18 protein-coding genes and 1 pseudogene are annotated in these 25,038 nt (G+C 65.9%); 4 read left to right on the top strand and 15 right to left on the bottom strand.

Going from position 1 to position 25,038, the window contains the following annotated elements:
* Window positions 1-3: 3 nt before the first annotated feature.
* The 3 genes and pseudogenes from ASG51_RS24985 to ASG51_RS09385 form a co-directional block, all read left to right on the top strand.
* Window positions 4-234, top strand: a pseudogene (locus tag ASG51_RS24985) (Hint domain-containing protein); the annotation flags it as partial.
* A gap of 107 nt (window positions 235-341) precedes the next feature.
* Window positions 342-500: a hypothetical protein gene (locus ASG51_RS24980; RefSeq protein WP_244480125.1), complete on the top strand. Its 159-nt coding sequence runs from the start codon at window positions 342-344 to the stop codon at window positions 498-500.
* Between the two features lie 23 nt (window positions 501-523).
* Window positions 524-1,417, top strand: coding sequence for a methyltransferase domain-containing protein (locus ASG51_RS09385; protein ID WP_056380423.1), 894 nt, complete (start codon window positions 524-526; stop codon window positions 1,415-1,417).
* Between the two features lie 306 nt (window positions 1,418-1,723).
* Here ASG51_RS09385 and ASG51_RS09380 read toward each other — a convergent pair whose 3' ends face one another.
* The gene (locus ASG51_RS09380; protein WP_056380421.1) at window positions 1,724-2,710 is read right to left on the bottom strand and encodes a DUF4880 domain-containing protein; all 987 of its coding nucleotides are present in this window, start codon (window positions 2,708-2,710) and stop codon (window positions 1,724-1,726) included.
* A gap of 4 nt (window positions 2,711-2,714) precedes the next feature.
* Window positions 2,715-3,230 (bottom strand): sigma-70 family RNA polymerase sigma factor, encoded by a 516-nt coding sequence (locus tag ASG51_RS09375; RefSeq protein WP_056271917.1) that lies wholly within the window; start codon window positions 3,228-3,230, stop codon window positions 2,715-2,717.
* A 1,315-nt stretch (window positions 3,231-4,545) separates the two neighbouring features.
* Here ASG51_RS09375 and ASG51_RS23310 point away from each other — a divergent pair.
* Window positions 4,546-5,501 (top strand): IS630 family transposase gene (locus ASG51_RS23310; protein WP_156389644.1). Its coding sequence is split into 2 segments (ribosomal slippage): window positions 4,546-4,897 and window positions 4,897-5,501, totalling 957 coding nucleotides; the frame shifts between segments, so codons are not numbered across the junction.
* A 12-nt stretch (window positions 5,502-5,513) separates the two neighbouring features.
* On the opposite strand, the gene ASG51_RS09360 is transcribed toward ASG51_RS23310, so the two are convergent.
* The 13 genes from ASG51_RS09360 to exbB all read right to left on the bottom strand — a co-directional run bounded on the left by ASG51_RS09360 (window position 5,514) and on the right by exbB (window position 24,816).
* Window positions 5,514-9,509: a glycosyltransferase gene (locus ASG51_RS09360; protein ID WP_244480106.1), complete on the bottom strand. Its 3,996-nt coding sequence runs from the start codon at window positions 9,507-9,509 to the stop codon at window positions 5,514-5,516.
* 350 nt (window positions 9,510-9,859) lie between these two features.
* Window positions 9,860-11,626: an ATP-binding cassette domain-containing protein gene (locus ASG51_RS09355; protein WP_156389643.1), complete on the bottom strand. Its 1,767-nt coding sequence runs from the start codon at window positions 11,624-11,626 to the stop codon at window positions 9,860-9,862.
* Window positions 11,623-13,347: an ATP-binding cassette domain-containing protein gene (locus tag ASG51_RS09350; RefSeq protein ID WP_082513948.1), complete on the bottom strand. Its 1,725-nt coding sequence runs from the start codon at window positions 13,345-13,347 to the stop codon at window positions 11,623-11,625. Before ASG51_RS09350 ends, ASG51_RS09355 begins: the two co-directional genes overlap by 4 nt.
* A gap of 183 nt (window positions 13,348-13,530) precedes the next feature.
* Window positions 13,531-15,954, bottom strand: coding sequence for a TonB-dependent receptor (locus tag ASG51_RS09345; RefSeq protein ID WP_056380411.1), 2,424 nt, complete (start codon window positions 15,952-15,954; stop codon window positions 13,531-13,533).
* Window positions 15,955-16,045: 91 nt separating this feature from the next.
* Window positions 16,046-17,122, bottom strand: a complete 1,077-nt coding sequence (locus tag ASG51_RS09340) for a PLP-dependent cysteine synthase family protein (RefSeq protein WP_056380823.1) — start codon at window positions 17,120-17,122, stop codon at window positions 16,046-16,048.
* Between the two features lie 92 nt (window positions 17,123-17,214).
* Entirely contained in the window at window positions 17,215-17,811 is a 597-nt protein-coding gene (locus ASG51_RS09335; protein ID WP_056380409.1) for a LysE family translocator, read from the bottom strand.
* Between the two features lie 143 nt (window positions 17,812-17,954).
* Window positions 17,955-19,067: a TlpA disulfide reductase family protein gene (locus ASG51_RS09330; protein WP_082513947.1), complete on the bottom strand. Its 1,113-nt coding sequence runs from the start codon at window positions 19,065-19,067 to the stop codon at window positions 17,955-17,957.
* 130 nt (window positions 19,068-19,197) lie between these two features.
* Entirely contained in the window at window positions 19,198-19,653 is a 456-nt protein-coding gene (locus tag ASG51_RS09325) for a hypothetical protein (protein ID WP_156389642.1), read from the bottom strand.
* Window positions 19,654-19,776: 123 nt separating this feature from the next.
* Window positions 19,777-21,045: a pitrilysin family protein gene (locus ASG51_RS09320; RefSeq protein WP_244480105.1), complete on the bottom strand. Its 1,269-nt coding sequence runs from the start codon at window positions 21,043-21,045 to the stop codon at window positions 19,777-19,779.
* A gap of 61 nt (window positions 21,046-21,106) precedes the next feature.
* The gene (locus ASG51_RS09315) at window positions 21,107-22,426 is read right to left on the bottom strand and encodes a pitrilysin family protein (RefSeq protein ID WP_056380403.1); all 1,320 of its coding nucleotides are present in this window, start codon (window positions 22,424-22,426) and stop codon (window positions 21,107-21,109) included.
* 74 nt (window positions 22,427-22,500) lie between these two features.
* Window positions 22,501-23,313, bottom strand: a complete 813-nt coding sequence (locus tag ASG51_RS09310) for a TonB family protein (protein ID WP_244480104.1) — start codon at window positions 23,311-23,313, stop codon at window positions 22,501-22,503.
* A 74-nt stretch (window positions 23,314-23,387) separates the two neighbouring features.
* On the bottom strand, window positions 23,388-23,825 hold the full coding sequence (gene exbD / locus ASG51_RS09305; protein WP_056271886.1) for a TonB system transport protein ExbD: 438 nt from the start codon (window positions 23,823-23,825) through the stop codon (window positions 23,388-23,390).
* 4 nt (window positions 23,826-23,829) lie between these two features.
* Window positions 23,830-24,816: a tonB-system energizer ExbB gene (gene exbB, locus ASG51_RS09300; RefSeq protein WP_082513946.1), complete on the bottom strand. Its 987-nt coding sequence runs from the start codon at window positions 24,814-24,816 to the stop codon at window positions 23,830-23,832.
* Window positions 24,817-25,038: the final 222 nt, after the last annotated feature.

Genomic DNA, 25,038 nt, shown 5'->3' with positions numbered 1-25,038 from the left:
ACGATCACCTGGACCGGCCATCGCGATCTCGGGGCAGAGCGGCCGCTGCCCGCCGACCAGTCGCCCATCCGCATCCGGGCCGGCGCCTTCGGCCACGGCCTGCCCAGGCGCGACCTCTTCCTCTCCCCCGGGCATCCCGTCCTCGTCGGCGCCGATGCCGAGGCGCAGGGCGGCGTACTCGTGCCGGTCATGTGCCTGGTCAACGGAACCACCATCGCCCGCACCAGCCTGGCGCGCGTCTCCTACTGGCACGTGGAACTCGACGCCCACGACATCCTCCCTTCGGCTGCCGCCCCTTCTTCGAGGAGGCGTCGGATCACAGGCTGCGCCATCCGGACTTCGTGCCGCCGGGGCTGTCGGCCCGGTGCCGGCCGGTCGTCCTCGACGGCCCCCTCGTCGAGGCGGAGCGCGCCCGTCTCGATACCGTCTTCGCCCAGATTCTCGCCGAGGACTGCGACTGGGATGTCGGCGTTCATCGTTTCGGTCTGGCGGCTGCCTAGGCCATACCGCAGGGTTTCGACGCATGCATGCAGGGTCGCTGTCCCTCGACGCCTTCCTCAGCCGACGATCCGCCGAACGCCGCCTCGCGCGGCTCACGCACGATGTCGGCCTGCCTGAAGGCCGGGGGCTGGAGTTCGGTGCGGCGTCGAAGCCGACGCCTTTGCCGGAAGGTCTGCGCGTCACCTATCTCGACCACGCCGTCGACGCCGCTGCCGTTCACCCCGACGCCGTCCAGGCCGATTATGCCTGGAGCGGCTCGACATCTCTGGCCGAGCGGATCGGGCGGACGGATTACGACTTTGCCATCGCTGTCCATGCCGCCCACCGCGTCCCAAACCTTCTCGGCTGGTTTCGTGGTATCCATGCCGTGCTGCGTCCTGGCGGTGTCCTCAATCTCTCCTTACCGGACCGCCGCTACACCTCCGACGTAAGCCGGCGGGAGAGCACGATCGCCGAATTGGTCGAAGCGGATCTTCTCGCGTACGAACAGCCGAGCCCACGGCAGATCTTCGCTCACACCTACGAAACGCGCACCGTCGATCCTGCCGCAGTCTGGGAGGGTACGGATGTGTCACAGGCCCGGCGCCTCTTCGCGGAATCGGCTCTGCCTCTCGCGCACGCGCGCGCGGCTGAAGCGCTCGCCTCAAAGCATCATGCGGCATGTCATTGCTGGGTCTTCACCCCCCTGTCGTTTCTCACCGTCATCGAAGAGGCGACCCGCCTCGGTCGATTTCCCTTCGTCTTCAACCAGATCGCCGGGGCGGATCCCGGCGGACACGAGTTCTTCGTGTCGATGCGGCGCGATGTGCAGGAAGATGAGCAGGTTCTTCGCCCGATGCAGGAAGGCTCGATCCAATATCTCCGGGCGATCCTGGACCGACAGCGCCGGATCGCCGAGCTCGTCGCCCGTGACTGACGGAGGGGCCCGGCGAACGCGTCCAAGCCCCGAGAAACAGGCGCGCTCCGGCTCTCAGTTCGCACTGTCGACCCGACTTGCCGGGAGGGCTGTCCCCGAAGCAAAGAATGTGGACGGTTGCTGCGTTCCGACAGATTGTTTCTCGTCGATGGGCAGTCGTCTCTGAGGCACCGGAGCACCCGGACCGGTTCGCCTGTGGCCTTTCGCGGGCTGGGGAAGGCGCCTTTAGAGAAAGCGCGTGGCAGGAACAGTGAGCCACGGGAGTTTCAGGCTTGCCGGCGGTCGATCGGCTGGACCTCCGCGCGGTCAGGCTGTCGGCTCGATCCTGATCCAGAAGCACGCCCTCCTGACCATGCCGAGGCCGACCGATCGGGCGAGAGTTTCGAGAGCGGCAACCGGGTCGAACAGATTGAACACGCCAGAGACGCGTTGGTCCACGACAGCTGGGTCCAATAAAACGAAGCCCGCGTAATAGGGTCTGATCTGTTCGACGATATGACCGAGCGTCTCGTTGTCGACGACCGCAAGTCCGGTCGTCCAGGACGACTGGGCATCGACATCGACCTTGCTGAGACGGACCTCCGCTCCATCGAGGCTGAGGCGCTCGCTCGCCTTGATCGTCATCCGGCGCCCGGCCCCCGACAGGGTTCCCCCACCGGTCAAGCCCGTGATGCCCACGTGCCCGTCCCGACGATCGAAGACGAACGCGCCGGCCGAAGCGGCAAACCGGACCAGTCCGAGGTCGACGACAAAGGGCCGGGTATCCGCGCGTGCGACGTTGAGCATCATCCTGCCGCGGACAAACTGGAGACCGCGCTCCTCCGGTCCGAGCGCGAGATTGAGCGACGAACGCGGTGCGAGGATCACGTCGCTCCCGTCGGCGAGCTCGAACTGCTCATGCTGGGCCGTGCGCGTGTAATGATCGCTGAGAACGTCCTCCATCGGCACGAAGCGCTGCAGCAGCGCTGCGCCGGCCCCACCGCTGGCACTGAGCCCGACCAAGCCCTTCAGGACCGCCCGACGGTCGCGCCGCATCGCCGGGTCCTGCATCTGGGCGACCGCACCGCGCGGAAGCCCGGACTGGGCCAACACGTCGAACGGCTGAAGGCCGCCCGACATCCGATTCCAAGCCTCGGCATTGCCCGGGCTCGCGCGGCGCCAGCGCTCGAAGTCGCGAAGCTGCCGTTCCGTCATATCGCCGGAGTTCAGCGCAACCATCCACTTGATCGCGGCGCGCCCGGTCTCGCCGATCCGGGGATCGGCAATTTCGTCCCGCGTTCGGGCCTTCGCCATGCCCTCAACTCTCCAACCTGGCGACGTAGACGGCCGAAAACCCTTGCGTCATGTATTTGCTCACGGCACCGAGCGAGACATTCAGGTGCTGGGCGATGTCCTTGTTCGACATACCATCGATCTGGCTCATCAGGAACGCCGTTCGAGCCCGGACCGACAGGTTCGCCAGGACTTCGTCCACCTTCTGCAACGCCTGCAGAATGATGAGGCGCTCCTCCGGCGAGACGTCTACCGCTTCCGGGATGGTGAGGAGAGCCTCTTCGTAGGCGTTCTGGAGTGTCTTTCGACGGCGCGCATCGAAGATGATGCGCTTGGCGATCGTCGTCATCATGGCCCGCGGCTCGCGTACGCTCTCCATGTTCGGCAGCGTAAGAAGCGACAGGAACACGTCCGCGACGATGTCCTCCGGAGCGTGCACGGTCCATGTTTGCCGCGACAGCCACGAGCCGAGCCAGGACGAATGCTCCCGGAACAGCGTCTCGATCAGCCTTGAATTCTGTCCAGCCACGACGCTAGCCATTTGAACCCCCGCACGCGTGCTGCCGTGCCTCGCTCACCGAGCGATTCCGGCCATTGCCCACCTCATCTGCTTCCATTTACAAGCTTTTGAGAATTCATCCTCTAGAAATCCTATCTATACAGTCTTGTTATTTCGATTTATGAGACTTGCTACTTCTGTATATTTGTCCAAACTGCGCTTTTTATATCCGTCAAAGAGAGATTACACACAATCAACCAGCCTCTCTGTCACCACTAATTTTTCCTATAGACTGAAACCTAGACCAGAATAGATATGCATACCGCGTGCCATAGATTGATAAATTTACATCTTGAGCAGATCTACGCAATCTATCTTTCGGACAAATTGCAACGGACAGCCTGAACGAGGCTCATGGGCGGTTGCAGAGCACGGATCAGAGCCACGGCGTGACGCGGGCGGTCGCAGCGCGGCCCCATCTGGCGCAAACGGTTTGCGATCGGTCCGATCATCCGCGTGTTGGAGGCCCGTAGCCGATGTGAAGCCGGTCGCCGGTCCCAGTCCTTTGCGGCTGTGATGGCATCGCCCTCGACGGCAAGGTCGCGGACGACCGGGGGGCCTCGACGCCGGGTCGGATCTGAACCCGATCGTCGACATGCGCCCGCGAGCGCTTCCCCCTGGAAAAGGCTTCCGAGCCGGCCAGGGCGGAAGGTGGAAAAATCAGGATCGCGACGCTCTGACGGACGCTCGGACGGCCCCCTTCGCGAGGGCACGGCACGAGGTGGATTGCAGGCCACACGGATCCGCAGTGAGCGGGGCGAGTCGGTACGCGCCGGGCTCGCATTGAAAGCCTTTGCGTCACAAACCGCGGCCCCGACGTCGGCATAGATCGCGGCCTGGAACCGGATAGCCATCGGTGGTCGAGCGAACGAGCTGGACCGCGTTCGTGGGCGGGATCAGGCTGGAGGACCGAACCGCGAGAGCGATGTCCGCACGCGGGAGGCATTCCGCCTGTGCAAGACCGAAGGTCTGTGGTCAGCCGGCGCCATTCTCGGAACGGACCAAGCCGCCCGCCCGCCCGCGCTTCGGGCGAAGCCGATCGATCGGCGCGGAGCCGCTGTCACGAAAGGGTACGCGAGTTAATCGGTCGCGCCCCCATCGTCTCCATGCCCGTCGCTCCGGAGACACCTCCGGCTGCGGATCGACGGGCGATGGGTGGCGGATGTAACGCCGCCGTGAGCCGAAGAAGGCTTCGACCCCGACGAGCTAGAGCCGTGCCCTGGCGGATTGAATCGCTTGGGGTAGGCAGTCTGGATTGCGTGCGATTAACTGAGCGGGCTTGTGAGGGAGGATTGCCATGCCTTCAGCCCTGTCGATCGATCTGCGCGAGCGCGTGGTCGCCGCGATTGAAGCGGGCTCATCGCGGCGTCAGGCAGCCCAACGCTTCGGTATCGGGGCAGCCAGCGCGATCCGGTGGCACGAACGCTACCGGCAGGACGGGCGGATCGCGCCCAGGCCCATGGGCGGCGACCGCAACTCGCAGCGCCTGGAAGCGCAGGCGGCCCTCATCCTTCGGACCTACGAAGAGCATCCGCAATCCTTTCTGCGTGAGCTCCGCGACAGGCTCTCGGAACGCGGTGTCCGGGCAAGCACGAGCAGTCTGTCGCGCTTCTTCGCCCGGCACCGCATCACCCGTAAAAAGGGGCTGTCCACGCGGCCGAGCAGGAGCGGCCGGATGTGAAGGCCGCGCGCGAGGACTGGTTCGAGCGTCAACTCGATCTCGATCCGGATCGCATGGTCTTCCTCGACGAGACGGCCGCCACGACGAAGATGGTCCGCCGGTATGGCCGTGCTCCGTGCGGTCAGCGCTGCCGGATCGCCGTACCTCATGGGCACTACAAGACCACCACCATCACCGCCGCCCTGCGCGCCACGGGATTGATCGCCAGGACCGTCTTCGATGGAGCGACAAATGGCATGCGCTTCCGGGCCTACGTCACCGACACCCTGGCTCCTGTGCTGAAGCCCGGCGACACCGTCATCCTCGACAATCTGAACGCCCACAAGGTCGCCGGGGTGCGCGAAGCCATCGAGGCGGTCGGCGCACAGGTGCTCTATCTCCCGCCCTACAGTCCGGACTTTAACCCCATCGAACAGGTCTTCGCCAAAGCGAAAGCCCTGCTCCGGACCGCCGCAGCGCGAACCGCCGACGACCTGACCCGCGCCATTCACGACGCTTTCGCGGCGTTCAGACCTGACGAATGCCGAAACTATCTCACCGCCGCTGGATACGATGCCTATGATCCAATCTGAGCGGGCACGGTTCTAGTTGGACGTACCGCGTCCGATCGAGGCCGGAAGCAATCTGTCGTAAAGGGCGATCAGGTCCTCGCCCTGATCGGATGCCGTGCGCATTGGTGTCTCCGGAGTCGGTGGGCTCCCCAGGAAACGGTCCGGATCCGCATTGATGCGCACGAGCACGTCCCGCAGACCGGTAGGGGAGCCCACGTCGATCCGGAAGCCGTTGACCCCTTCGACGATTTCCTCGCCGATGGCACCCCGGTCGCTGGCGACCACCCACAGCTTGGACACCTGCGCCTCCCGGGTTACCAATCCGAAACTCTCGGGCCAGAGCGACGGGGCGAGAAGAACGTCCATCTCGGCATAAAGGGCGCCGACCCTGTCCTGAGGCACGTTGCCGATGATCCGCACCGGTGTCGTGCCCCAAATCTCCTCGGTGATCTGGTGGGTCGACAGCGTGTGATCGACCAGGGTGAGAGACAGATTGCTGAAGCGCGAGGCCTTCAGGACGACTTCGATCAGCGTCGCGCCCTTGTGCAGCGTGCGGCCCCCAATGTGACCCAAGCGGACCCGGCCCGTCGCGCTCGGCCGCCGGACGGCTGGTGCGAGCCTCGGAACGCCGTTCGGGATCGCAATCGTCTGTGGGAATCCGGCTTGCCGATAGACGTCGGCGAAGGTCTCGGACACCGCGCAGATCGCCGCCGCCGAATCGAGTGCCCGCTTCAGCCGGCGTCGTCTGGCGATCGACGCCATCGGGTTTTGCGCGGGATTTGAGGCGTCGCGGAGCGGGTCTTGGGAAGAGGACCGGATGGAGCCGTCCAGATCCGTGAGGAACTGGTAGTCGGAGATCCACCAGGCGTCGTGGGCGGTGACGACGTAGGGGATGGCGCGCGCCTGCACCACCTCGACCACCGCGGCCGTGAGGCGCTGCACGCAGTGAAAGTGAACGAGGTCGGGAGCAAATCGCTCGAGCAGATCCTCGAAGGGTGGACGCATCTGCGGATTGATGGGGCGCCAATCCATATGCATCTCGCTCGGCCCCGCGATGCGGTAGACGGGCACGCCACGATAGGCGTCGATGCGCGTGCGGTAGGGAACGCCACCGTCGAGGTCCGTGGCCACTACAGCGATCTCGAAACGGTCGGCGGCGTGGTCGAGGAGGTGATCGAGGTTGTCGCGGACGACGCGTGTAGCACCCCCCAACGTCTGAGGTGGGAAGAAGACGTTCACGATGAGGATGCGCGGTTTCGAGGCATTTCCTGCCCGGGATGCCGTCACCGAGCGGGCCTTTGCGGGGGCGCAGACGCCTGCGGGCCACGGGGATCCGATCACCGCCGGACCGGCCTTGCGAGCCGGCAACGCCGCTTGGGGTTGATGGATCGGCGACGGCAGGAGATGCCGCAGCGTCTCGACCGCGGTGTCCAGACCATGAGAGGCGATCGCCCTGGCGCGGGCCTGCGCGCCGATGCTGCGGCGCTGGTCCGGATCGGTGATCATCAGGCGAAGCGCATGCGACCAGTCCTGGGCGGTCTCGGCGAACAGGACGTCTTCTCCATCGCGGAGAAGGTCTCGATAAGTCCGGGTTGGGCTGACGATCGAAGGGATGCCGCACATGGCGGCTTCAAGCCACTTGATCTCGCTCTTGGCGTCGGCGAAGGGCCCTGGAGCAAGGACCGAGAGATTGATGTCGGCGCCCGAAAGGCATTCCCAATAGGCACTCACGTCGTCCGTGAAGGGAACCTGAACCACGCGATCCGCAAAGGGCCGGAAACGGTCGTCGAGGCGGAGATAGCCCGCGATCACCAGCCGCGTCTGCGGATGCTCCTGCAACGTCTCGATCAGCGCCGGCGCCGCAAGTTCGGTGAAGTCGCGGTTGTGCGCGCGCGTGCCGGACCCGTAGAACAAAGTCAGCGCCGTCTCCGAGAAGGGTGTGTGGGATTGGGCGAGAAACGGCAGGTTGCGCGTATCGAGGCCGTTGCGAAGGACGTGGCAGGTGCGCGAACGGACCAAGGGGCGCATGGCCTCGGCGAGGGCCGGAGTCGATGCGAGACCGACATCACAGGCCTCCAGGGCGTAGCGGAACAGGGGCACATCGTATTGAAGACCGATGTGCTGCGAAACGCTGATCTGGCCCTCGAAGCTGTCCAACGAATCCGGATAGTGGTTCGGATCGAAAACCAGGTCGTCGATCTCATAGATCGTCGGTAGGCCGAGGGCGCGCGCGTAAAGGATCGCATGAAGGATCTCGGGGCGAGCGGCGACGCGGTAGAAGATGACCGCCGCAGCCTTGTCGATCGCCCAGCGGCTCTGGGCAGCGTCGTGATGCGCGAACACCTCGACGCTCCAGCCGCCATGTTCGAGCTGCTGAATCTTTTGCACGACGCGGTAATGCTCGCATTGGGGCAAGTCGCGGTTCGCGACGATCACGATGTGGCCGGTCCTGGGCGCCGGCAGGCGCGCCGGCAATGGGTCGGCCAGACGGATCAGGTCCGCGATCTCGTCGAGGCAGGCCACCAGGCTCTCGTCCGCTTCGCTGCGCCGCCCGGCGGCGTAGAGCTCCCGCGCCCGCGCGCCCGTTAGGTCGAATGCCCCGGTAATGGCGCGGTGCGCCGCTCCGCGCCAATGGGGTGAACCATGCCAGCTCAGTGCCGAACGACGGACATGCGCGACGGCGTCCGGCACACTGCTCGGCTGTCTGAGCAGACCGTCGATCGCGTGGATGTGGCTCCAGACGATCGCACCCTCGGCATCCGCCGCAGCGACGAAGGCGCGCGTCGCTTCGTCCGCGCGGCCGAGCTTGTGAAGGGCGTCTCCACGACGGTGGTGAAGGCGGCCGATTTCCGGAGCGATCCGCAGTGCTCTGCTGTAGGCGCTCTCGGCCGTCGTCGCGTCGCCGCGGTTCAGATGATATTCGGCGATCTGCTCCAGAAGGTGCGCCGAGCAGGACTGTCGCATGGCCTCGACCTCCGGCAAGAGGAAGCCCAGTGTCACGAAATGCTTCAGAGCCTCGAACCGCCCGGCTTTCGGCTGAGCCACCTTTCGAGATAGCATTCGGCGGTAAGTCTTCTCATCGAAGCATTTCGGAAAGCCATCCTCCCCGATCAATTGAACCAGGGCGGCGGCCTCCGTGCCGGGCACGCCCCGCGACACCCCTACGCCGAGCCATTTTCGATACAGGTCGAGATCGCTCTCACTCGCTTCGCGAGAGTCGCGCTGTTCCCGATAGAAGACGGGATCGAATTGCAGGCGCAAGGCGATGGGGGCGAGACGTCCCAAGCCCATCGTCAGAAAGAGGAACAGACCTTCCATACGCGAGGCGGGCTGCCAGGGTAGCCAAGCCTCGTTCAGCAGCGAAAATTCGTGCAGCACGAACCGGCTGATCCAGGGCCCCGGCAACAAGCCGGCACCGATGAGGAGATCTGCGAAGGTCGCGGGTGGGGGAGCGAGACCGGCTGCCTTCGCGCCGATCACGCCAGCCGTCAGCATGCATGCGTAATCTTGCTCGAAGGCAGTCAAGTTCAGGCAGAAGGACCGCCCTTCAGCGCGACCGAAGCGAAGATAGTGCTCCTGGAGTTCCCAATGGTTTGTCAGGCCGGCCAGATCGGCATGAAGGGCCTGATAATGCTGGGGAACGAAGTGCGATGGAAGGGGACCGTATTGCCGTTCGAGGGTTGCGATCATCGTTTCAGCGTTGGGGAAGCGTCCCTCGCGACGACCATGATCGGCGTAATGCCGAAGAAGCGCGTCATCCTCAGCCAAAACGACGAGATCGCTGTAGTATCTGCGGTAGAATTCAAGATCGATCCCGCCGAGGACAGAAGCGCGTTTCCCGCGGATCGCCCTATCAGCCCCGCATTCCGATGTGGGCGCCGCAGAAGCATGGTCTTCACGCGAGGCCGCATGACGGGGAACGCGATCGCGCTGACCACGCCTCTTCTGACGCATGAAGCCGCGACCCAATGCGTTGCGGAGAAGCGCGGCAACTGCATTGTCCAAAGTCAACCGATAGGCCTTGCTCATCGCTCGATCCCCGCAAGTCCCGCTCGACACGTCGTCTTGCCTGTTCGCGTCGGGACCCATCCGAGTCTCTGTCTGACGACGCAGGCGAATCCCTATGCGGGTCGACGTCGGCGCTTGGCTGATACGCTGACGCCGCAACCCCACACGCCGGGAACGACGCATCGCGGCGCGACCTCTTTCACCTCGCGGTCGATACCGGCCCTGAATTCCTGCGGTGCCGGCGAGCCTGCCTGAGCCGGCACCGATCCCACCCGCGATCCGCGTCGCGGGCTGGTTATGGCCCTCCCGACACCGGTCAGCGAAGTCTCGGGACCGGGTGCGGACAGCCGATTGGCCGGGGGGCATCGCCCTCAGTGCGGGGCAAGAAGCGTCTCGACGGGCGCGAGGGTCCAGCTCCCTCCGGGCGCGAGGGTCAGCATCAGCGCATGGTATTTCAGGATCTCCTCTCGGTGGCCGACGCTGACGAAGCGCGCTCCTGTCTGTGCCAGCACACCGTAGAGATGGGCTTCCGTCGCGCCGTCCACCGCACTCGTCGCCTCGTCGAGGAAGATCAACCGCGGGCGCGCGAGCAGCACCCGGGCGAAGGCTAGGCGCTGCTGCTCGCCGAGCGACAGGAGCTGGCCCCAGTCCCTGACCGTCGAAAGACCGTCGTGGTCCGCCGCGAGATCGCCGAGACGCACCGCCCTCAGCGCCTCGAGCAGGACGGCGTCGGAGGTCTCGGCCCCATCGGGATAGAGGAGCTGAGTGCGAAGGTCGGCGTGCGTCACGTAGGGGCGCTGAGGCAGGAAGAGACAATCCGCTGCGGGGGGCATCACCACCCGGCCCGTCCCCCGCGTCCACAGGCCCGCCATGGCGCGCAGCAGCGAACTCTTGCCGACACCGGTCTGGCCGACAATGACGAGGTTCTCCTGCGGTCGCAGCGTCACGCTCAGATCGCGCACCAGCCGCTGCTCGCCCCCGGGCGTCTCAAGGCTCAGGCCGTCGAGGGCGACCGTATCGGGCCGGCGCGCGAACACGATCCCCTGATCCATCGCCCGTGTTGTTGCGAGCGCATCGAAGCGCTCGACGATTTGCGCGATGCGGACCGTGTGCGGGGCGATGCCCGAGAGCGGTGCCAGGATGCCGAGCAGGGCCGAGGCCGAGTTGGCCACCGTGAGCGTGACCGCGATGCCCTGCGTCAGCGTGCCGAAATCGATCTCGCCCGCGAACAGGCGGGGCGCAAGGATGAGATAGGGAACACCGACCCAGGCCACCCCGAAGAGGAGAGGGGCCATGTCCGTCACCGCGCGCCGGAACAGCGTGACGATGAGGTCGCGCCGCACCGCCGCCCCCACCAGGCCGTGAAGCCGGACCTGCTCGGCCGGCTCCCCGCGGTAGAACGCGATGGCCTCCGCGTTGGCGGCGATCTGGGCGAGACCGTAGCGAAGGTTGCCCGCGGCCATCGCGGCCGCGTAGCGCAGGCGCACCAGTGGCAGATAGCCGAGATAGGTCGCGATCGCCTGGCCGAGGCTGAGGCCGAGGATCACCAGCACCAGCCGGCCATTGATGGTCGTGAGCACGGCACTGCCGGCCGTGAGGGCTCCGGCAAAACCGAGGACTTGAACCGGGAGACCGAAGAACTGGCGGACGACGATGGCGAGGCTTTCCTGGATGCGCTGGTCCGGATTGTCGAGGTCGCCGCGCTGGGCGATGTCGTAATAGGCGCGCGCTCCGAGGTACCGGTCCGTGATCCAACCGGTCAGCCAGACCCGCCAACCTTTCGTGATCCAGCCAGCGACGATCATTGCCAGCCCGGCCAAGAGGATCTCGCCGAGGAAGAGGCTGGCGTAGAGCAGGAATTGCCAACGGAACAGCGCCCCGTCATGCGCCGTCAACGCGTTCGTCATGTCCTTGAGGACGTAGGAGGCGGCGAGATTGAATGTCGTGCCGAGGGTCGTCTGGCCGAGGATCGCAGCCATACCCATCCAGTAGGGCCACGCCGCGCGCCGGGTCCAGAACGGCACGAAGAAGCGGGCGATGCGTCGCAGAAGCCGAAGGTCGAGGCGGAGATCCGCTCTGCTCGCAGCGCGCGATACAGACGGATCGAAGCGCGCCGCCGCCGGATCGGCCGCGCTCACGAAGCGTAGGCCCACGTCGCGACAGGTGCGTATTCCCACCGGCCGCCGGATCGGAGCGTCAGGACGTGGCTGTGGTGCGCCACGATGCCGAGCCGGTGCCCGACGCTGATCACGCTCGCGCCGCTGCGGACGAGCCGGGCGTAGAGCTGTAATTCCGTCTCCGGGTCCACGGCGCTCGTTGCCTCGTCGAGAAACACGAAGCCGGGTCGTCCGACGAGGGCCCGGGCGAAGGCGAGCCGCTGCTGTTCCCCCCCGGACAGGATCTGCGCCCAGTCGCGGACCGCCGAGAGGCCGCCATGGGTCTCAGCCAGGTCCGGCAGGCGTACTGCCTCCAGGATCGCCAGGAGCTCGAGATCGGACGCGTACGATCCGCGTGGATAGAGCAGTTGTTCCCGGAGGGAGCCGGCCGGGAGATACGGCCGCTGCGGCAGGAACAGCGTCTCCTGGGCCGGCGGCATGAAGAGGCGGCCCTCGCCACGGCTCCACAGGCCGGCCATGGCGCGCAGGAGCGAGCTCTTGCCCACCCCCGTCTCCCCGACGATCACCACGCTTTCCCCTGGCCGGATCACGAGCGACAGGCCGGTCGCGAGACGGCGGGCGCCATCGGGCGTCTCGAGGGTGAGCGCCTCCACCGCCACATGATCGTACCCGCGCCGCAAGGTGATCCCGGGCCGTTCGGCGCGGGCCCGGGCCATGGCGTCGAACCGTTCCTGCAAGGGGGCGAGCCGGGTAACCTGAACGGCAAGCTCGCCGAAGGCCGCCACGATCGCCGAGACCGTATCGATGACTCCGCGCATCATCAGGGTGATGGCCGTGGCCTGAGCCAGGGTTCCGTAGCTCAACGCGCCGCTGGCCACCTGTCCGCTCAGGACCGCGTAGGGCAACGCCATCCAGGCGAAGGACGTGGCGGCGTTCACCGTCAGGTACACCAGCGCCCGGAACCGCTCGAAGCGGAAGATCCGGTCCGCGGCTGCGCGCGTACGCGCCATCACCGAGCGCCGCGCCGTCGCCTCGCCCCCATAGAAGGCAATTGCCTCGGCGTGATCGCGGATGTGTACGAGATCGCGGCGCAAGTCGCCCTCGGCCACCTGGACGGCAATCTGCCGCCGCACGTCGGGTCGAATGATGAGGGTGGTGGCGCCGATCTGAGCGAGACCCAGCAGGGGCACCCAGACGAGAAAGCGCTGGTCGAGGGAAACGAACACGACGACCGCCGCACCGAGGCGAGCCGCGACGCTCACCGTCCATTGCAGGATCTGAATCGCGTGCCCGACGAACGGCGCGACGCTGTCGGCAATCCGCTGATCGGGATTGTCGAGATCGCCCTGGAGCCTGACGTCGTAATAGGCGCGTTCGGCCAGATATTGATCGATCACGTGGCGGCTCAACCAACGGGACCAGGCCGCCTCGACGAAGCCGTCGACGATGAAGCGGATCTGCGGCAAGACGGTCTTGACCGTGAAGACGAACAAGTAAGTTAGGAGCGCAGCCTCGAACGCTGCTTGGTTTCCACCCAGAAGCTCGTCCGTTACAGTCTTGAGCAGCGCGGCGGCGCGCACGACCAGGTATGAAAGTAGCATCCCCTGGCTGAGTAACACTGCCACCCCGATCCAAGCCGGCCAAGCCTGCCGCTGGCGCCAGTACGGTACCGTAAGACGGAGAATGCGGTGGGCCAGCGACGTGTCGATGCGGGGCCGATCGTCTGCGGCACAGGCGGTCATGTGTTCCGAATGAAGCTCAAGATGCGATGCGTGCGCCCTTCGAAGGGTACCGAACGCGACGCCCTTCGAAACCGGGATCGAAATCTTCAGGTGCGACCGATCGTTGCCGAGGTTAAGTAGACCTGAACGTCAGCCGTCGGTGCGGAGATCGAAGATTCGTCACCTTCTCAGTTTTCAAAAATCTCAGAAAGAGCACTTGGCCGCGAAAAGAAAATTTCGCCCCTGACCAATACCGATAAAACGGCTGTCGTAACTGGGATTGTAATAATATTTATCCATCAGATTATTCGCTTTGAAACTGAGAGACCACTGATCGATGTCGTATCCGATGAATGCGTCAACCGTAACAAAGCCGGGAACCGGATAAACTTTGTTGTTTATATCAAAAACCGTGCTGTCGGAGTTCCCACGCCCGCCTGCGCCGATCGTTAGCCCCGTCAGGCCGCCCTCTTGCCAGGTGTAAGTCGCCCAAAGACTGCTGGTGTATTGAGGTATTCCTGCAAAAGGACTCGTATTCTGTGGACTTACGAACTTTACAACCGTCGAAGCAAATGAAGCAATGAGATTCAGGCCCGGATAGAGTTCTCCTTGCATATCGAATTCGACACCCCGGCTCGTCTGCCCAGGCACAAGGACGTATTTACTCGTTATGTCACAGTCATTTGTCGGGCATATCGTTACATTTGTGGCGGCAAGATCGAAATAACTTGCGGTAAGACTCAGTTTCTTGTCGAACATGTAAGCCCGTCCGCCGGTTTCCCATTGATGTCTTTGTTCCGGCGGAAATGGAATGCCAGTCCTGTCGTTGAAGCCCGCAGCTGGGACGATCCCGGTATTCACATTACCGTAGGCGCTGAAATATGGGGTTATGTCGAAGACCGCACCCGAAGACCATGTCATTCCGCCCGACTTAATCGACGAACTCGACCTTCCCCCACCGGAAGAACTGTTGGTAAAATCATCGTACCGAACGCTACCCGTGATATGCAACCGATTATCCAATGTATCGAATTTGTCGATGACATAGTACCCGAGGGAACTAGCTCCCAACCCTCCCAGTGCCGATTGGGGAATGATCGTCGGCCGGAATAGGTCTTGGATTGGAAGTCCCGTATACGGATTCGTGAAAAAATTCTGAGATGCAGGAGCGGGAACTTGTGAATACGTAATTTGCGTCAAGGAATAATCCAAACCGAATTTCAAGGTTTGGCGCGCAAATCCTGCGTCGTAAGTACTCGTCAAATCGACCTGCTCGAACAATCTTGAAAACTGATAATTACCTTGAACCTGCGTGGTGCTGTAAGTGCCATTTCGACCTGGGCGGCCGATCCAAGAACCGGTATTTAAGCCATCCGTCGATGTATCGTAACGCAGTCGGTTATGAAGAACGATGTTTGAACCCAGAATATCTCCGAAGTCGTGCGATTGTTCGCTGAAGAGCTGGATCAGCTTTGAGGTGTAACCCAGGTCCGGGTTGATTTTCGGAATGCCTCTCGGGAGCCGCAGGATAGGGTGGAACGGGTCGGCGCCCAGACTTGGAATGAAAGTATATTGGACCGGCTTTCGTGCCTGGTCGGTGTAAGTCAGCCCAGCGAGCAATGACGTTTCGCCGTCCGTCCAGCGGACGCTCGGTGCCAGGAGGTACTCGTGAGGATCTCGGTACCCCGCGTAATTGCTGTCCGCCGCATTCCCGGACGCAACGAAACGGTAGGTCAAACCCTGGGTATCGGCGACGGGCCCGCCGAAGTCGAAAGCGAGCGTCTTGTACCCATAGGAGCCATACCGCACCGTGGCATCGCGGATGACCGTCTCGGTCGGCCGCTTCGTGGTAACGTTCACGCCTCCCCCCTCCAGCGTTGCGCCGGTCAGGATGGCACTGGGTCCTTTCAGGACTTCGATGCGCTCGACGTTGTCGATTGGGGGCTGGCCATAGATCGTCATGCTCCGGTTGAACGACCCGATGCCGTCGACCATCACACCCTGGGTCTGGAAGCCGCGGATCACGAAATTGGCGCGGCCATCGCCGCTGGCGCCCAGCGTGACACCGGAAACGTTCTGAGCCGCATCGGCGGCACTCGTGACGACCTGGGACTGGATCACCTTCTGCGTCACGGTCGTGATCGTGTTCGCCAACTCCTTCGTCGGCGTACCGGAGAGACGCGACGAGGTGCCCGCATCGCCGGCCTGGAAGCCGACATCGCCGAAGCGTGAGCCCCCGCTCGCGTCGGTCACATCGATCGCCGCGATATCGCCGAGCCCCTGCGTGCTGACGCCGGTGTCGCGATCCGCGACGACGGTCACGCCGCCGCCGGAACCCGGCACGATGTGCAGGCCCGTTCCGCCCAGGACGCGCATCAGGGCATCCCGGACGACGACCCGGCCCTTCAGCGCCGCGGCCCGTCGGCCCGCAACGATCTCCGGCGGAAAGGAGATCATGATCCCGCCCTGACGGGAGATCGCGATCAGCGTACGGCCGAGATCCCCCGCGGGGATATCCAGTTCGACCAGCGTATCGAGGCCGGCAGAGGCTGGGCTGGCGCTGGCCATCAAGGCGGCAAATACCGGAGGACCGGCCCGATACGCTGATCGCCTCAGGACACTGAACATCGCGGCTCCTCGAACTCGGGTCACACCCTGTTGTCGGAGCCGACGCCCAAGTTCCCACGGTCGCGCTCGGGGTTATTCCACATCCGAAGGGTTACAGGCCGCTGCCGGAGCCGATACCCTTCGTCAGGGCCAGATCCGGTGAGACGCCGCGTTCGAAGAAGGCTTCCATCGCCGCACGCGGCGGCTCGAGGTCGAGGCTGCGCTCCGCCAACCAGTCCGGATCGAGGTGGGTGCTGCGGTAGCGCTCGCCGGAATCGCACAGCAGCGTGACGACCGAGCCGTGCTCGCCCGCCGCCGCCATGCCGGAAACGATCCGCGCCGCCGCCCACATGTTCGTCCCCGTGGAGGCACCGCAGGAGCGGCCGATCCGTTCGGAGAGGACACGCGCGGCAGCGAGGCTTGCCACGTCCGCCACCGCCTCGCTGCGGTCGATCAGGTCCGGCAGGAAGGACGACTCGCAGCGCGCCCGCCCGATGCCTTCGACGATCGACGCACACCCTGCAAGGGTGCGCACGGACCGGTCCGCGAGGTGCCGGTGGAAGACCGAGGCGTCCGGATCGGCGAGGCAGAGCTGTGTCGCGAGGCGCCGATAGCGGATGAAACGCCCGATGGTGGCGGAGGTGCCGCCGGTGCCGGCACCCACCACCACCCAGGCCGGGATCGGATGGGCCTCGCACGCCATCTGGGCGAAGATGGACTCGGCGATGTTGTTGTTACCGCGCCAATCCGTGGCCCGCTCGGCGAAGGTGAACTGGTCCATGTAGTGGCCGCCATGCGCGGCGGCGAGCCGTTCGGCCTCGGCATAGACGGCGCCCGGGTCCTCCACGAAGTGGGAGCGTCCGCCGTAGCGGGCGATCTGGACGACTTTCTCACCGGAGGTGGTGCGCGGCATCACCGCGATGAACGGCAAGCCGAGTAGTTGTGCGAAATAGGCCTCACTGACCGCGGTGGACCCGCTCGAGGCCTCGACGATCGTCGTGTCCGGCCCGATGCGACCGCTGCAGAGGGCGTAGAGGAAAAGCGAACGGGCCAGGCGATGCTTCAGACTGCCGGTCGGATGGCTCGACTCGTCTTTGATGTAGAAGCTAATCCCGGGGCAGGCGGGCAGTGGTACGCGAAACAGGTGCGTGTCTGCGGATCGATTGACGTCGGCTTCGATCGTCTCGATGGCGCGCGCGACCCAGGCCCGCGCCCCACGACCGGGGGCGGGGGCGGCGCTCGGATCGGGCGCTTCGGGATCCGGACCATCGGCGGCCCGGCTCACGCGAACCGTCCCGTCGCCTGGGCGATACCGACGCCGATGAGGAGCAAACCCGTCGCGCGCCGGATTAGGCGATCCCCCGTCCGGCGCAGCAGGCGTCCGGCGCTGACCCAGGTCACGGCTGCGACCAGAGAGAGCGCACAGAACGTGGCCTGCAGGACGGCGAGTTGCAGCATGACGGGCTGAGCGGCGTCGACGAACTGCGGCAGCAGCGCACAGAAGAAGAGGATCCCCTTCGGATTGAAGGCGGTGACCAGGAAGACCCCGGCGAAGGGGCGGCTATTCGGGGGCGTTGGTGCGGTCCGGAACGAGGGCCGGGCGAACAGGGTCGAGAGGCCGAGGCCGATCAGGTAGAGCGCGGCCACGATCTTCAACACCGTGAGGACATCAGAGGACGCCGCGAGCAGAGCCCCCAATCCGAAATTGCAGATGGTCAGCGCGAAAGTGTCGCCGAGAACGGCGCCCGCGATGATGAGGGGGAGTGTGCTGCGGCCGGGCTGGGAGGCGTAGCGGAGGATGATGAGGGCAGTCGGCCCCGGAAGCGCCAGCGTGAGGCAGGATGCAGCCACGAAGGCGAGCCACGTGTGGAGAGTCATGTTCGGAAACCGGAGGAATGGGAGACCGATGCGAAGGACAGCGGCTCGAGGCCACGGCCCCGAGCGTCCCGCCGGGGACGGTCCTCCGCGGCGAGCACGCGACCGACGGGGCAGCGAAGATCCAAGCCCGATCGGAGCGAGGATCAGGGGCCGGCGAGGCGGCAGCTATCGCCGTCGCAGACCATCGATGGCGGCGGAGTTGCGATGGAGGGGGCGGGCGTACGGCAGCGCTCTCGGAGAGCCGCGAGGGCTGCCTTCATGTCGTCGTCCGCATTGATCGCGTGTGCAGCCTCCCAGGCGGTCTTGGCGTGGACGGCGGCGTCCTCGTGACGTCCCGCCGTCAGCAACGCCTTCGCGTAGGCCTCCGCGAGACGCCCCAGAAGCCTGGGATTCGGCTCACTCCCGACCAGCGACCAAACCCGGTCGAGGGCCTCGATCGCCAGGGCCGCGACGGGACCGGATGCCGGGTCCTCCAGGGCTTCGCCCTGTTGCGTCAGGCCGAGCCCGATCTTGAAGAGCATATTGACGTCGTCTGCGCCGACCTCGGTGATCAGGTGCCGTCCGTAGGCCAGGGCCGCCTCGCTGCCGGCCGCTAGTTGCTTGAACTTGCCGAAGCCAAACGTCCGCTCTAGCGCGGGCTCGGCGGTAAAGGCCGTGTCGTAGACCCGCAGCATGCCGTCCCGGTCGCCCATGTCGGCGCAGGCACGCACCGCCCGCTCCAAGGCCCAGGCCTCGCGGACCTTGTCCCGCAGCAATTGTGCCCGGTGCGCCTCGGCGGCAGCGGCGAGCTCCCAGCGTCCTTCGACCACCGCAGCGAGCGGCGCATCCAGGTCCATCGGATGTCCGATCCAAGCGATGCGACCCGCGCCATCCACGATGAAGGCCGTCGGCACACCCTGCTGGTAGGCCGCGTCGCACCAGGCGGCGCGCATCAGGCTCCGGCCGATCTCGTGATCCGGCCGGCGGTCGACGGCGATCCGGTAGCCGATTCGGTCGTCCCACGTGCGCACGAAGGTCTGCACGACCTCAAGCTCCGCCCATCCGACGGCAATCCCAAGGATCAGCACGGCCGGATGGCGCCCCTGAAGATCCGTCAGATGCGGAATGCTGGCGGCGCAGGGGCCACACCAGGTCGCCCAGAATTCGACGACGTGGACGCGGCCCGGTGCGAAGCCCGTGATCGGTTCGCCTTTCAGAAACGTCTCGATCTCGATGGCCGGAGCGGGATCGCCGATGAGCAGCTCGGACGAGGACATGAGTGACGACCTTCCTGAGGACTGTGTCGCGCGGGACTCGGCCAAGCGGGACTCGGCCAAAATGGCCTGAAACCTGACCCGTCCGCCGACGCGGACCGGGCGATGCGTCCGGTAGAGCGGAGCGAAGCCTTCACTTGCGCGGCAGGCGCCCGGCGGGTTCCGCCGCCGCCAGCGGCGGAACCGATGGGGGAGTCGGCGGGGCCTCGGATGCGACGGTCCGAGGACCGGTCAACGGCAGCAGGACTGCGTTGACTGGGGCGAGGGCCGCGTCGAAGGCATGAAGGCCCTCGGTGATCGGTCCCACGATCCGTCCGACCGGTGCGAAGACGTAGGCGACGAGATCCGGCCCCAGCGCATTGTCCGGCCGCGGCGGCTTCTGCCCCGGCGGATCGAAGCCTCCCGGTGCCGGAGTGGAAGCCGCGGAGGCGGCGAGAAGGCCGGCCCTCGCGGAGCCCTCCCGCCCGGTACCGGGCTGGGCCACACCGGGTGCAGCCGGTGCGGTCTTCCCGGGCGCCAGCGGTTGCGCTTCAGCGGCGAATGGTCCCCCGAGGATCAGCCCAAGGCTCATCATGACGATCGATCTCACGTCCCGTCCCTCCAGATCGGGCAAGGGTGCCGCCCGAATGTGCCCATGAAGAAAAAAAATTGAGCCAGGCGGCCCAATGGCGGGGAACCCCTGGGTTTGCCGGCTCGGGATACGCCGACGCGATCACGGCACCGCCGGATCTCCGGCAATCGCCACGAGCAGGCGACCATCACCGATGAGGCGCGCCGCAGCGCGTCCCGCGTCCTCCGAGGTCACCGCGGCGATGCGCGTGTTCTGGGTGTCGAGCCAGTCCCGCGGGCGCCCGTCGAGCTGCAATCCCAGCAAGAGGGCTGAAATGGCCGATGAACTGTCGAGGCGCAGCTTGGAGGAGCCGATGAGGTAGCCCTTGCTCCGCTCCATCTCGTCGGGCTCGAGGCCCTCGCGAGACAACCGGACAAGCTCCGCCTCGATCACGTCGAGCGCCTCTGCGACGCGATCGTTCCGGGTCGCGGTGCGGCCCACGAGAGTCGAGGCGCCATCCGCCACCTGAAGGGCGGTGCCCATCGCGTAGCAGAGCCCTCGCTTCTTCCGGACCTCCCGAAACAGGCGCGAGGACATGTCCCCGCCCAGGCACTGGTTCACCACGGTGGCGGCAGCGAAGTCCGGGTCCTTGCGGGAGGGGCCGGGCCGTCCGAAGCGAATCGTCGATTGCGGAAGGTCGAGCCGGGTGACGATGCGTTCGCCGAGCCCCTGCAGCGCGATCGCCGGCGTCTGCGCCGGCGCGCCCATCGGGAGTTCGAGGAAGACGCGATCCAGGGCAAGGCAGAGATCGTCCGGCCCGATCGCACCGACGACGGCGACTCGCAGGTTGTTGCGGTTCAGCATCCGCGTCTGCACCGCCGCGAGGTCCGCCTGCTCGATCCGCGGCAGGCTGTCGAGATCCCCAGAGGTCGGCTGGCCATAGGGATGCCCGGCGAACCCGCGCGTGGCGAAGGTCTGGTTCACCACCTGATCCGGGCGGCTGAGGCCGGCGCGAACCTCCGCCTCCATCGCGCTTCGAACCCGAACGATGTCGTCCGCGGCCAGGCGTGGGTCACGCAAGGCGAGGCACAGCAGATCGAAGGCCGCTTCGGTCTCGCGGGCGAGCGTCTTGAGTTCGCCGCGCAGGCTGTCGCTCCAGACCGAGAAGGACATCTGGATCGCACGGTCGCCCAGGGCCCGGCGGAACGTGCCCCCGTCCATCGATCCGGCGCCCTCGGTGAGCAGGTTGGCGAGCATTCGTACGGTGCCGGCCCGGCCGCATGGATCGAGCGTGGGACCGCCCCGAAACCCGAACTGCATCGACAGGATCGGCAGCGTATGGTCCTCGAGGAGCCAGGCCTCGATACCGCCGGGGCTGCGCAGACATTGCACGCGGGCGGCGAGGGGCTTGCCGGAGGGGTTTGGCCTCACCGAAGGGTGAGGCTTCCCGGAAGACGTCATGTGAATCGTCATGGAGAGAGATCTTCCCCGGTCAGGCCGCTCGAGACCGAACGAGATGGCCCGACACGCCGCCCCGCCACTCCAGCAGGGCAAGAGCCTGCTGGAGTGCGTCGGCGTCGACCGTCTCGATGCGGGCCTGCCACGTCGCGAGATCCTCGAGCGTGAGGCCACAGCACAGGGCCATGCCGTACCAGTTGGCGAGGCTCACCTGACTGTCACGGGCGTACAGGGCGCTGGCTACGAGTTGCGTCTTGGCGCGCGTGATGGCGGAGGCCTCGAAACCCGAGACCCGCAAAGCGTCGAGCAACGCGTCGATCGCACGGTCGAGATCCTCGGGCGTGGTCCCGAACGCGGGTGAACCCTGGATGTAGAAGCGCGACGGACCGCGGAAGAGGGCGGACCAGTAGGAGGCCTCGACGCGGGTCGCACAGGCCTGCGCGACGACGAGTTGCGTGTGGAAGATCGAGGTGCTGCCGCCGCCCAGCAGGAAGGCGAGCACTTCCAGGGCCTCCGCCTGGCCCGGGGCCGCATCGGCGGGCGAGGGGACCTGATGCAGCCGCGTCAGTTGCGGGTCGCCGACGGTGGTCTCGACCAGGGTGATCTGCCGGTGGGCCCGGCTCGGCGGATTCGCCGGGTGCCAGCGCGCGGACGGCGCGCCAGAGGCCGGGATCGCACCGTAGATCTCGGCGGCTAGGTCCCGCACCGCCTCCGGTTCGGCATCGCCAGCCACCACCAGGAGCGCATTCTCGGGCGTGTAGAAGCGCCTGTAATAGGCGAGGGCATCGGCCCGGGTCAGGCCGGCGATCTCGTGACGCCAGCCGATGATGGGACGCCCCGACGGATGGGCCGGGCTCGCGGCGATCGCCACCGCCTCTCCGAGGAGGCCGGCCGGGTTGGCATCCGCGACCATCGAGCGCTCCTCCAGGACGACGCCCCGCTCGGTGGCGACCACGGCGTCTTCGAAGACGAGATTGCGCATGCGATCGGCTTCGTAGGCCATGCAGGTCGCCAGGTACTCGTTGGGGATGCGCTGGTGATAGGCCGTGAAGTCCCAACCCGTGAACGCGTTCTCCTTGCCGCCCAGCGAGGCAAGGATTTCACTGAAGACGCCGGCGGGATACCGCTCGGTGCCCTTGAACATCAGATGTTCGAGGAAATGGGCCAGTCCGGACTTGCCGGGCGGGTCGTCCGTCGAACCGTTGCGGTACCAGATCATGTGGGTGACGATCGGGCTGCGGCGATCCGGGATGACGACGACCTGCATCCCGTTCTCGATCCCGAATGCCGAGACCGCGATGGCCGTGTGCGCCGCCGCCGGGGGGGGCGGAAGGTGGGACGATTTCGGAGGCATGTCTGCTCGTTTCGGGTTTGGAAAGGCGCCCGGCTGGGAAGCGGGATCTTGCGTCCCGTGCCTCGGCCGGAGCGCTACCGGCGGCTGAAGTTCAACGGGATCGTTTGCGTGATCGGTTGGCCGCCCGGGGGCGGCGGGAAGGGGGCCGCCCGGTACATCACGGCCACCGCCTCGGCATCGAGGGCCGCATTGCCGGAAGACGCGATGAGGCGCGCGCCCGTCACGCTGCCGTTGGCCGCGAACGTGACGCTCACCACCGACACCCCGACGGCGCCGGCCGCGGACGGGGGGAAGCGCTTGGCGCGGACGATCCGGGCGCGCATCTCGTTCTGCCAGGTCGCGCGGGACGCCTGGCTGATCGCCGAACCGGCGGCGGCGGCGGCGGTCCGGTTCGCATTCTGCTGGTCCGACTTCGGACCACCGCCGCTCCGGGACGCTGCACTGGGATGAGACTTCTTCTGGACGTGGATTTTCGGGGCTGGCTTCTTGAGACGCCGCGGCTTCTCGGGTGGCTTGGGTTCGAGCGCTTTGGGTTCGGGCGCCTTCACCTTTTTCGGGATCGTCGGGGGAAGAACGGCCTGGGGTGCGACCTGCGGCGGGGGCGGGGGCGCCTCGAGAACCGCCTCGGGATCGGGCGGTGGCGGAGCCTCGTCGAAGGGCTCCGGCTGGGCCTGTTGTGCATCCGGCGCCGCCGGACCGTCCTTGGCGTTGTCCACGTCGGATTTCGCGACGGTGGGCTCAGGCGACATGTCGATCATGATCGCCGCAGGCATCTCCTGCGGAGCGGAAGCCTTCTCGGACCTCTGCGTCAGGGCGAGGTAGAGTCCGACATGGACGGTGAGCATTAGGAGGACGGCCAACGCCCAGCCCAAGAACCGGAGCAGCACGGACGGCTCGGACCTTTCCAACTCCGCGCGACGCTGCTCGGTGACCTGAAGAAAGGCTTCAGGCGGCGGATGCATCATGGTTGCGCTCCGCCGGACGTCTCCTCGAGACCGACGAGGCCGACCTTGAGATAGCCTGCGCTGCGCAGCAGGTTCATCACCTGCATCAGTTCGCCGTAGGGCACACCCTTGTCGGCCCGCAGGAAGATGCGCTCGTCCTTATTGCCTTTCGTCGCGTCATCAAGGGCCGTGCCGAGATTCGGCCGGGCCACCGCGTCCTCTCCCAGGGTGACGGATAGATCGGATTTGATGCTGACATAGACCGGCTTGTCCGGCCGCGGCTGCTGGGGTGCGGAAGAGGTCGGCAACTCGACCGGGACACTCACGGTCGAGAGCGGCGCCGCGACCATGAAGATGATCATGAGCACCAGGATCACGTCGATGAACGGCGTGATGTTGATCTCGGCGTTCTCGACGAGATCGTCGCCGCCGTTGGATCCGAGGTTGACGGCCATGCGCCTACTCCGCAGCCAGGCGCAACTTGGACGGGCGGCCGTAGGTGACCGCCTCACGCGTGTCGAGGTCGCGCGACAGATGACGCATGACCAGCGCGACGGCGTCGCCGACCAAGGCCCGATAGCCGGTGATCGAGCGCGTCAGCGCGTTGTAGATCACGACGGCGGGGATCGCCGCGACGAGGCCGATGCCGGTGGCAAGCAGCGCTTCGGCGATGCCGGGCGCCACCACCGCGAGAGAGGTGGTGTTCGAGTTGGCGATGCCGATGAAGCTGCCCATGATGCCCCAGACGGTGCCGAACAAGCCGACGAACGGGCCGATCGAACCGATCGTCGCCAGAATTCCGGTTCCGGACGCCATTCGCTTGCCGATCTTGCCTTCGATCCGGGTGAGCGCGATGGCCGCCCGCTCCTTGATGCCCTCGCTCGGCAGCCCCTGCGACAGCACGACCTCGCTCTCGACCTCGATCAGCAGAAGCGCCCCGATGCCGCGGCGAACCTGGTCATTCGCCTCCGACAGGCTGGCGACCGACCGTAGCGCCTTCAGGCTCGACCGGATCTGCCGTTTGGCGAAGGCCAGGCTCAGCGTCTTCACCAGGAGGATGGCCCAAGTCACCACCGACGCCAGGAGAAGCGTCACCATCACCGCCCGCACGACGACGTCCGCACTGAAGAACATCCCTATGGGCGAGAAGTCGTGGGCGGCACCGGCCGCCTTGCCGGTGGCCGGAAGCTGCGCGCTCGTCGCGCCGGGTCCCGCCGGCACGCTCGCGGGCGTGGACGCCGGGGGGAGCGCGGGCGCGCCTGGCACGCCCTCGTCCGGCGCGACGTTGGTCGATACGGCGTCTGCCGGTGCCTCGACGTCCTGCGCCGCTGCTGGCGTGGTGATCGCGGCCGCACCTAGCAGGATCAGGACCGTGATCGTCAGGGCAATCCCACGCCGCGGACCGTTCGCCGAACTGGATTCATGAAAGGCCGTCGTCACCGTCATTGGGCTGAACCTTCGTTGCAGTCACCGTAGTGCTTCGAAGGCTCTGTGGGACGAGGCGCGCAATCTGCCACCCTACCCCCGCAATTTCCGGTTTGCCCAGGGTTTCCCGCGAGGGCGCGGACGACCTGTGGGGGCCCCGGCGCAGCGTGTTCCCGAGTGCGGTGTATTCGAGTCCGGCGCGCGTCCTGGACTCGACAAAGAGTTTGTTATCCTTCCCGCGGT

The organism is Methylobacterium sp. Leaf465 (assembly GCF_001424705.1).
Taxonomy (GTDB): Bacteria; Pseudomonadota; Alphaproteobacteria; order Rhizobiales; family Beijerinckiaceae; genus Methylobacterium.
The sequence above is the reverse complement of the archived record's forward strand: the minus strand, read 5'-3'. Positions and strand labels throughout refer to the sequence as shown.